The sequence below is a fragment of the Alkalithermobacter paradoxus genome (assembly GCA_002029295.1).
In the GTDB taxonomy this organism is placed as follows: domain Bacteria; phylum Bacillota; class Clostridia; order Peptostreptococcales; family Peptostreptococcaceae; genus Alkalithermobacter; species Alkalithermobacter paradoxus.
This window is the reverse complement of sequence record MZGW01000008.1, coordinates 60,076-68,313: the sequence shown is the minus strand read 5'-3', so window position 1 is coordinate 68,313 and position 8,238 is coordinate 60,076. Positions and strand designations below refer to the sequence as shown.

Genomic DNA, 8,238 nt, shown 5'->3' with positions numbered 1-8,238 from the left:
TTATTAATACACTTAACAATATTTTTTTCATATATTTCTCCTCTCTTGGTAATTTATTCAATATTTTTATTATATCAAAGTATTTTTCTTTTTTGTATATTAAAGATTTAGATTTTAGCAAAAGCAAACTCCATGTGGAATGAGTAGGCTTGATTTAATAAACCTTGCAAGATTTCTTATCGACATGCATACTGAATCCGATAGAAGCTTTGATTGTTTGAGCTTGCGAGTTTCAAAGCTTTCTAGGATTCAGGATTGCATGGAGATTTTAGAAATCTCAAGGTGTAATTTAAAAGCCGTTTATTCCACAGGAGATTGCATAATATAGTCTAAGTTTATATTTTACCAAAAAGAAAGAAAGCTCTTTCTTTGAATTTCAAAAGAGCTTTCTATAATATAATTTGTCAACAGTCTGAGACTTTGCCAAATGGCAAAGTCTTTATTTTATGGATGCTTTTATAAATTCTCTAAATAGCGGGTGAGCTTTTGTAGGTCTTGATTTGAATTCTGGGTGGAACTGTGCTGCCACAAACCAAGGATGATCTTTTAGCTCTATTATTTCTACTAATCTTTCATCTGGTGATATTCCTGATATTACAAGTCCTGCTTTTGTAAGTGCTTCTCTGTATTCGTTATTGAATTCATATCTGTGTCTATGTCTTTCGTATACTAGTGTTTCTCCGTAAGCTTCGTGTGCTTTTGTTTCTGTATATAACTTACAAGCATAAACACCAAGTCTCATTGTTCCTCCCATTTCCTCTATGTCAGCTTGTTCTGGCATAAGGTCTATTACAGGGTAATTTGTATTTGGATCAAGTTCTGATGAGTGAGCTCCTTTAAGTCCTACTACGTTTCTAGCAAACTCTACTACTGCTAGTTGCATTCCAAGACATATTCCAAGGAAAGGTATTTTGTTTTCTCTAGCGTATCTTATAGCACTTATCTTTCCTTCTACTCCTCTATCTCCGAATCCTCCAGGAACTAATATCCCGTCCATTCCCTCTAATTCTTTGCTTACATTTTGATCATTTATATGCTCTGAGTGAACCCATTTAATATCTATTTTTACTCCATTGTTTATTCCAGCATGTTTTAGTGATTCTGCTACTGATATATATGCATCTTGTAGCTCTACATATTTACCTACTAAAGCTATTTTTATTTCTTTTTGTAGAGATTTTTCTTTTTCTACTATTTCTATCCAATCACTTAGATCGTGATCTTTTGCATCAAGTTTTAGCTTATCTACTACAAGCTGATCTAATCCTTCATTTTTTAGCATTAGTGGAACTTCGTATAAAGTCTTTGCATCTAAATTTTGAATTACGTGATTAGCTTTTATGTTACAGAAAAGTCCTATCTTTTCTTTCATATCTTCTGATAGTGGCTTTTCTGATCTGCATACTATTATGTCTGGTTGTATACCTATGCTTCTTAGCTCTTTTACTGAGTGTTGTGTTGGTTTTGTTTTTAGTTCTCCTGATTTACCAAGGTATGGAACTAATGTAACGTGGATATATAATACATTTTCTTCTCCAACGTCGTATTTTATTTGTCTTATAGCTTCAAGGAAAGGCAGTGATTCTATATCTCCTACTGTTCCTCCTATTTCTGTTATTACTACGTCAAAGTTTCCTTCTTTAGATACTCTGTGTACTCTTTCTTTTATTGCATTAGTTATGTGAGGTATAACCTGAACTGTTCCTCCTAGATAATCTCCCTTTCTTTCTTTATTAAGTACTGACCAATATATTTTTCCTGTTGTTGTGTTAGAGTTTTTTGAAAGATTTATATCTATGAATCTTTCATAGTGTCCTAAATCTAAATCTGTTTCTGCTCCATCATCTGTTACAAATACTTCTCCATGCTGATATGGCGACATAGTTCCTGGATCTATATTTATATATGGATCGAACTTTTGTATAGTTACTTTAAGTCCTCTAGATTTTAAAAGTCTTCCTAATGATGCTGCTGTTATTCCTTTTCCAAGAGATGAAACAACTCCACCTGTAACAAATATATACTTTGTGCTCATTTTTATCCTCCTAGTCTTAGACTTTTGTATATTAATATTTTTCTTAAAAAAAGGGTAGGTCGCCCTAGGAAAGGGCGACCTACCATCTATCAGATGAGCCTCCCTCTTTAGGGGCCTGGCTCTTTACTTTTCAATTTACAATAACTATAATATAGTATCATCATTTATCAAACTTTTCAACAATAATTTGCTTTAATATTCATGTTTTTTATTTGAAGGAAGTTGTTATGCTTTTATAGAAATTATGTTTATAATTAGTATGAAAGGATGTGATACTTTGGAATACGATAGACTCATTTTAGATGGAGATGACAGTATAATTAGGACTTTGTTTTTTACTGATGTTCATATAACCGGAAGAAATCCAAGGTCTAGAAAGGATAATTTTCTTGATACTGTTCTTGATAAGTTAAGTCAGCTTTCAAGTATTGAAAAAGAGCGAAACTGCGATTTTGTTTTGTTCGGTGGAGATTTGTTTGATAATCCTTCTGTTTCTGATGCTGTATCTGGTAGGTGTGCAAAAGTTCTTAGGACATTTAAAAAACTTATAGGTGTTGCTGGAAATCATGATTTATTCGGAAACAATATTGATAATATAAAGTCTACAAGACTTGGTCTATTTGAAAAGGCAGGACTTATAGATCTTCTTTATAAGGGAGAAAGGCTTTTGGTCAAAAAAAATGACTTAACACTTCAAATAACAGGTACTCCTTCTCACTTTGGAATAGATGAAGATGATATAGAAGGAGATTATGTTGTTAGTGATGTTCATAAAGATGCACATAAAGCTATTCATATAATTCACGGTATGCTTATGGAAAAGTCTTTCAATCCTCATATGAAGGTTGTAACTTTTGATGATATCATAGGTACTAGGGCTGATCTTACTTTAAGTGGACATTATCATAGAGGATTTAAGCCTGTAAATATTGATGGAAAGTATTTTGCAAATCCTGGATCTTTATCTAGAGTGTCAGCTGATGTTAGTGAGATGCAAAGAAAGGTTGGAGCTTTGTATATAGAAGTATCTAAGGATAATATAAACCTTGAGTTTATTCCTTTAAGACAAAAAAGTGGAGATGAAATATTAGATAGATCTTTCATAGAAAAGGGTAAGTATAGAGAAGTTAAGATGGAAGAATTTTTAAGAGAGATAAGATCAACATCTGATATAGAGTCTGCTGATATTAAAAGTATAGTTAGAAAGATTGCTACTAATGAGAATTTGAGCAAAGATGTTTTAGAGTATGCTTTGACTAAGCTATCCCAAGCTGAAGAAAATCTTTCAAAAGAATAGAGAGTGGTATTATGAAATATATAAAAGAGATTATTATAAATAATTTTCAAAGTCATAAAGATACTCATCTTGAGTTTGTAAATGGTCTTAATACTATAATAGGTGAGTCCGATAAAGGAAAGTCTGCTATAATTCGTGCTATTAAGTGGGTTATGCTAAATGAGCCTCAAGGAAATTCTATGGTTAGGGATAAATGCTCTGAATGCTCTGTTACTTTAGTATTTGACGATGGGGTAAGTGTTACTAGAAGTAAGATACTTAAAGGAAAAAAAACTATAACTTCTAAGAATATATATATAATTAATTATCCTGATGGAACTGTTAGCGAAAATGAAAATTTTGGTACAGATGTTCCTGAGGAAGTTTTGGATGCTTGTGGAGTTAAGATTCTAAAAATTGATAAGGACCTTTATGAAGTTCCTAATTTTCTTTTTCAGCTTGAAGCTCCTTTTCTTATTTCATCTACAGGTTCAGACCGTTCTAAGACTATAGGAAAGCTTATAAATGCTAATTTATTCGATTCTGCTATAAGAGATATAAAGTCTGATATGCTTGATGTATCAAAGAAGCTTAAAGAGTATCAAAGTAATCTAGATAGCTTAAATGAAGAAATGAAGCTGTATGAGAATTTAGAGGAAGAAGAAAAAATATTAGAAGATATAGATATGCTTATATCCTCTTATGAAAGCATTGAAAGCAGTATAGACAAGCTTAAAAGCTATGTATCTATGTTTAGTCATATAAAGTCTGAGAAATTAAGATTAGGAAGTGTTATAAGTTCTTTGCAGAATATAGATAGCTGTGAGCTTATTCTAAAGAATATAGAGCTTAAGCATAGAGAAAGTAGTGATCTTAATAGAATAAAAACTTCTCTTGATAACATATCTAAGTCTAAGCATTATACAAAGAATGTTTTGTGTGCTTTAAAAGATATAGATAATGTAGAGAGTGTATATTATGAGCTAAAAGATAAGATAAATTGTCTTAATGAGGTAAATAAGCTAAACAAAAATATGAAGCTTATAAAAAATGAGCAAATAAAATATAAAAATGTATTAAATATGCTTCCTGATTATAGTAATATCGAAAGTCTTTACGATAGCCTTATTTCAAAAGGCAAAGATATTGAGAAATTGCATGATGTGAATAAAAATTATAAAGATACTATAGAAAGAATCAAAAAAGGAAAAAGTTATTTAATTACTGTTAATGATGAACTTTTATCTATTACAAAGCTATATTCAAGTACTCTTAGGGCTATGGGTAAATGTCCTACCTGCTTTACTAATATAGATGAAGATTCTATAAATAATATTATAAACGGATTAAATAAGGAGGATTAATAATGGATGAACAAAAATTAGCTGAGCTTAAAAAAAGAATAGAAAATGGAAAGATGACTAAGTATAAAGCTGAAACTAGACTTGAAGAACTTGAAAAGCAAGAGAAGATTTTGAGTGATGAGATAATAAAACTTGGCTATAACCCTTCAGAGCTTGATGCTGTAATACAAAAACTTGAAAAAGAAAAGGAAGAGTTAAGATCTAAGATACTTGAGCTTTTACCAAGTGAAATTCCTAATCTGTAGGAGATGAGTGTATGAATATTAAAGAAATAAAAAGCAAACACCTAAAGTATAGAGATTATTTGATGCACAAAAAGGCATTAAAAAATAAGCTTGAGGAAGATATAAAAAAGACTAATGAAAATATATTAAAGCTTAAAAATGATGAAGAAGTATTTACTAAGGCTAAGATTCTTCTTGAAGAAAGCTCTATGTATGCTAGAGAACAAATAAAATATCAGTTTGAGGTTATGGTTACTAATGCACTTCAATTTATAACTGGTGAAAATATAGAGTTTAAGATAGAGTTTGAGCAAAAAAGAGGAAGGCCTGAAGCTTCATTTTATGTTGTAACAAAGCTTGAAGATGGATCTTTCATAAAAAACAGTCCTGAGGATAGTCGTGGTGGTGGAATAATAGATATAATATGTCTTACTCTTAAATATTGTATGCTCCAAACTCACAATCCACAAATCGAAGCACCTTTTATATTAGATGAACCTGCAAAGCATGTTTCAGAAGAATATATAAACAATGTTGGAAGATTCTTAAAAGAAATAAATAATACATTTAATCGCCAAATAATAATGGTTACTCACAATACTCACCTTTCTGAGATATCTGATAAGAGATATTTAGTTACTATGGAAAATGGAATATCAAAAGCTAAAGAATATAGCATAGAGTAAAGTTGGGGATAACATATATGTTATCCCCAATTATTTTTATTTCTTTAATTATGTGTTAAAATCTCACTCTCAAAGCCTTTAACCTATATTATATGCACATAATTATAAACTTATTCATAAAAATATCCACAAAGTTAATAACATTATCAACAGGCTATTTATTGTTATCCTCATGTCAATCTTTATTTCCACAACTTATCCACATTACTAACATAATTATGCACAATTTTTTTAATCTTTTTACACATTCTTATCTACTGCTTTTTAGCATTTTGGTAACCATTACAGTCATATCATCTATCGGCTCTCCATCTAGTAATTCAAGGGCATTATCTAGTATAGTGTTTGCAAGTTCTTTAGGACTTGTCTTGTCTATTTTTTCTAGTACTGTATATAGCCAGTTTTCTCCTAGATTTTTATCTTTTCCTGCATCTATTATTCCATCTGATACCATTATTATAAAGTCGCCTTCTTTTAGTCTTCTGCTATCTCTATCTACTTTTATTTCAGATAATATTCCTATAGGAAGTGATGATGATGATATAACTTCAACTGATCCTTTAGCTCTTTTTATAAAAGATGGGCAAGCTCCCATTTTTACAGTTTCTAAGACACCTTCTTTAAGATCTACTATACTTAGGTCTACTGTTGAGAATATTTCATCAGATGATTTAAGCATAAGCATACTGTTAACTATATCTATGCTTGTTTCTTCATCTATTCTAGACTCCATCATCTTTTCTAAAACTCCTATTGTAACAGAAGATTCTTCGTAAGCCTTTTCTCCTTTTCCCATTCCATCACTAAGAGCTATCATGTACTTTCCATCTTCTACTTCCATATATGTATAACTATCACCTGATATTATACTTCCATCTTTAGAAAGAGAGCATACCTCAGTCTTTGCTATGAACTGTTCTCCCTCAACAAGTCTTATTTTGCAGTTATCTCCTGACGTTTTGCATCCAAGACTTAAGCTAGATAATTTCTTTCCTACTACTTTTGATACTATAGGTATCAACCTTTCATTACATAGCTTTCCACCGTAGCAAGGTGACTTTTGTATATTTATTTCAAAGCTTCCATTTTCTCTTTTTATGTAACTTACTTTTTCTACTTTTATTCCTTCTTTGTCAAGTTCAACTATTATGTCATTTTCCATATCTACATCAAATTTTATTTCTTCTTTTAATTCCTTAGCCAAACTTCCTACACACTTTGATAATGATTTTATTTGAGATGAGACAAGTTTTCTATTTTCTGATAGTTTTTTGTTCCATTTATAGTCCACCATAAAAAGATCAAAGTAGTGTCTAGCTGATTTTGCTATATAATCGTGTTTTATACAGTATCTTTTGAATTCGCTAGGTATTGAATTCTCATCTAGCTTTCCTTCGCATTCAAGTACATTCAACATCTCCATTATCATATTGTATGTATGGTGAAACTTACTATCCCAACAGCTTCTTCTCATTCCACAGCTTTTACAAACGTCTTGACTTATCATATCAACAACGCTTGCTATATCTCTTTGGTCTAATATTCTTTCTTTTTCTCTTACCTTTTCAAATGTAGTTGCTATTTCTGAATAAGCTGTTTCAACATCTTTTAATCTACTATTTAGTATTTCTGTAACTCTTGTTATATAGTTCATTGCAGAGTCTTCATTTCCTAATGCGGCTTTTGTGAACTTTTCTATGTATTCAAGTTTTTCTTCAGATATTAAGAAAAATAATAGCGATGCAATTATTGTTTCCTTTATTAAAATAAGATCTCCACTACCTTTTGTGTATATAGTCATTATACTTGAAGCCATTACAAATCCACTTACAACCATATATTTGTTTATTTTATTAAACACTCCTCCTACAAGGCCAGAAAATCCATATAATGCTACGTAAAATGTAGATGATAAAGTATTGATATTAGTTATAAGTCCTATTGTTATTCCACTACATGCCCCTAAAGCAGCTCCACCTTTATATGAAAAGATTATTATCATAAGTATTGATAGTACACTCTTTAGGGATATCTGAAAAAAATTTATATTAGATATTCCACTTATTGCAATTCCCATTATTATAGATAGTGCTATAACTTCCTCATTAGATATTGTTCTTCTTATAGATCTTTTTAGAATAAGTTCTATTCCGAATGAATATATATATATCAGTACAAACACTACTATAGATTCAAATAAAGAAGCTAATATATCGTATATGTATATGCCTTTTATTGCACTATACGCAATTCCAACAAGCATACTAATGCTCAGTCCAAATATAGCTATCTTTAAAATACTCTTTTTTTCTAAATTTATATTTGTTGATATTAAATACATAATAAATAAAGCTATTATATATTTAAGCGAGTTGCTTCCTTGATGACTTAGAATTATTCCAGTTGCTATAGAAAAGAACACAGGTATTCTATATCTTTTGAATTTGCACATATATGCAAAGTAAGATATACCAAATGGGCCTAGATTGTCTATAAGAACCGCTCTACCTAACAAAAAACCAAGTACCGAGAAAAATATCATGGTTTTGTCAAAACTTACTATCTTTTCTTCTTGTGTGTATATTCTTTTATAAGTAGATATTTGTTGTTTTTCTATCATAAAAAAATCCCCCCCCGTTATATTTTCTAATTC

General features: G+C 30.4%; 6 protein-coding genes. 4 read left to right on the top strand and 2 right to left on the bottom strand.

Annotation, left to right across the window (positions count from 1 at the left end; genetic code table 11):
* Positions 1 to 439: 439 nt before the first annotated feature.
* Positions 440 to 2,035, bottom strand: a complete 1,596-nt coding sequence (locus CLOTH_RS08750) for a CTP synthase (protein WP_079413192.1) — start codon at positions 2,033 to 2,035, stop codon at positions 440 to 442.
* Positions 2,036 to 2,279: 244 nt separating this feature from the next.
* Here CLOTH_RS08750 and CLOTH_RS08745 point away from each other — a divergent pair, with 244 nt between their 5' ends.
* Genes CLOTH_RS08745 through CLOTH_RS08730 form a run of 4 tightly spaced genes read left to right on the top strand, consistent with a single transcriptional unit; the run spans position 2,280 to position 5,585 of the window.
* Complete coding sequence (locus CLOTH_RS08745; RefSeq protein WP_079413190.1) at positions 2,280 to 3,332, top strand: metallophosphoesterase family protein; 1,053 nt, start codon at positions 2,280 to 2,282, stop codon at positions 3,330 to 3,332.
* A gap of 11 nt (positions 3,333 to 3,343) precedes the next feature.
* The gene (locus tag CLOTH_RS08740) at positions 3,344 to 4,675 is read left to right on the top strand and encodes an AAA family ATPase (RefSeq protein ID WP_079413188.1); all 1,332 of its coding nucleotides are present in this window, start codon (positions 3,344 to 3,346) and stop codon (positions 4,673 to 4,675) included.
* Between the two features lie 2 nt (positions 4,676 to 4,677).
* Positions 4,678 to 4,920 (top strand): hypothetical protein, encoded by a 243-nt coding sequence (locus CLOTH_RS08735; protein ID WP_079413186.1) that lies wholly within the window; start codon positions 4,678 to 4,680, stop codon positions 4,918 to 4,920.
* Between the two features lie 11 nt (positions 4,921 to 4,931).
* Entirely contained in the window at positions 4,932 to 5,585 is a 654-nt protein-coding gene (locus CLOTH_RS08730) for a hypothetical protein (RefSeq protein ID WP_079413184.1), read from the top strand.
* Between the two features lie 250 nt (positions 5,586 to 5,835).
* Here the strand turns inward: CLOTH_RS08730 and spoIIE are convergent, their stop codons facing one another.
* Positions 5,836 to 8,205, bottom strand: coding sequence for a stage II sporulation protein E (gene spoIIE / locus CLOTH_RS08725; RefSeq protein WP_079413182.1), 2,370 nt, complete (start codon positions 8,203 to 8,205; stop codon positions 5,836 to 5,838).
* Positions 8,206 to 8,238: the final 33 nt, after the last annotated feature.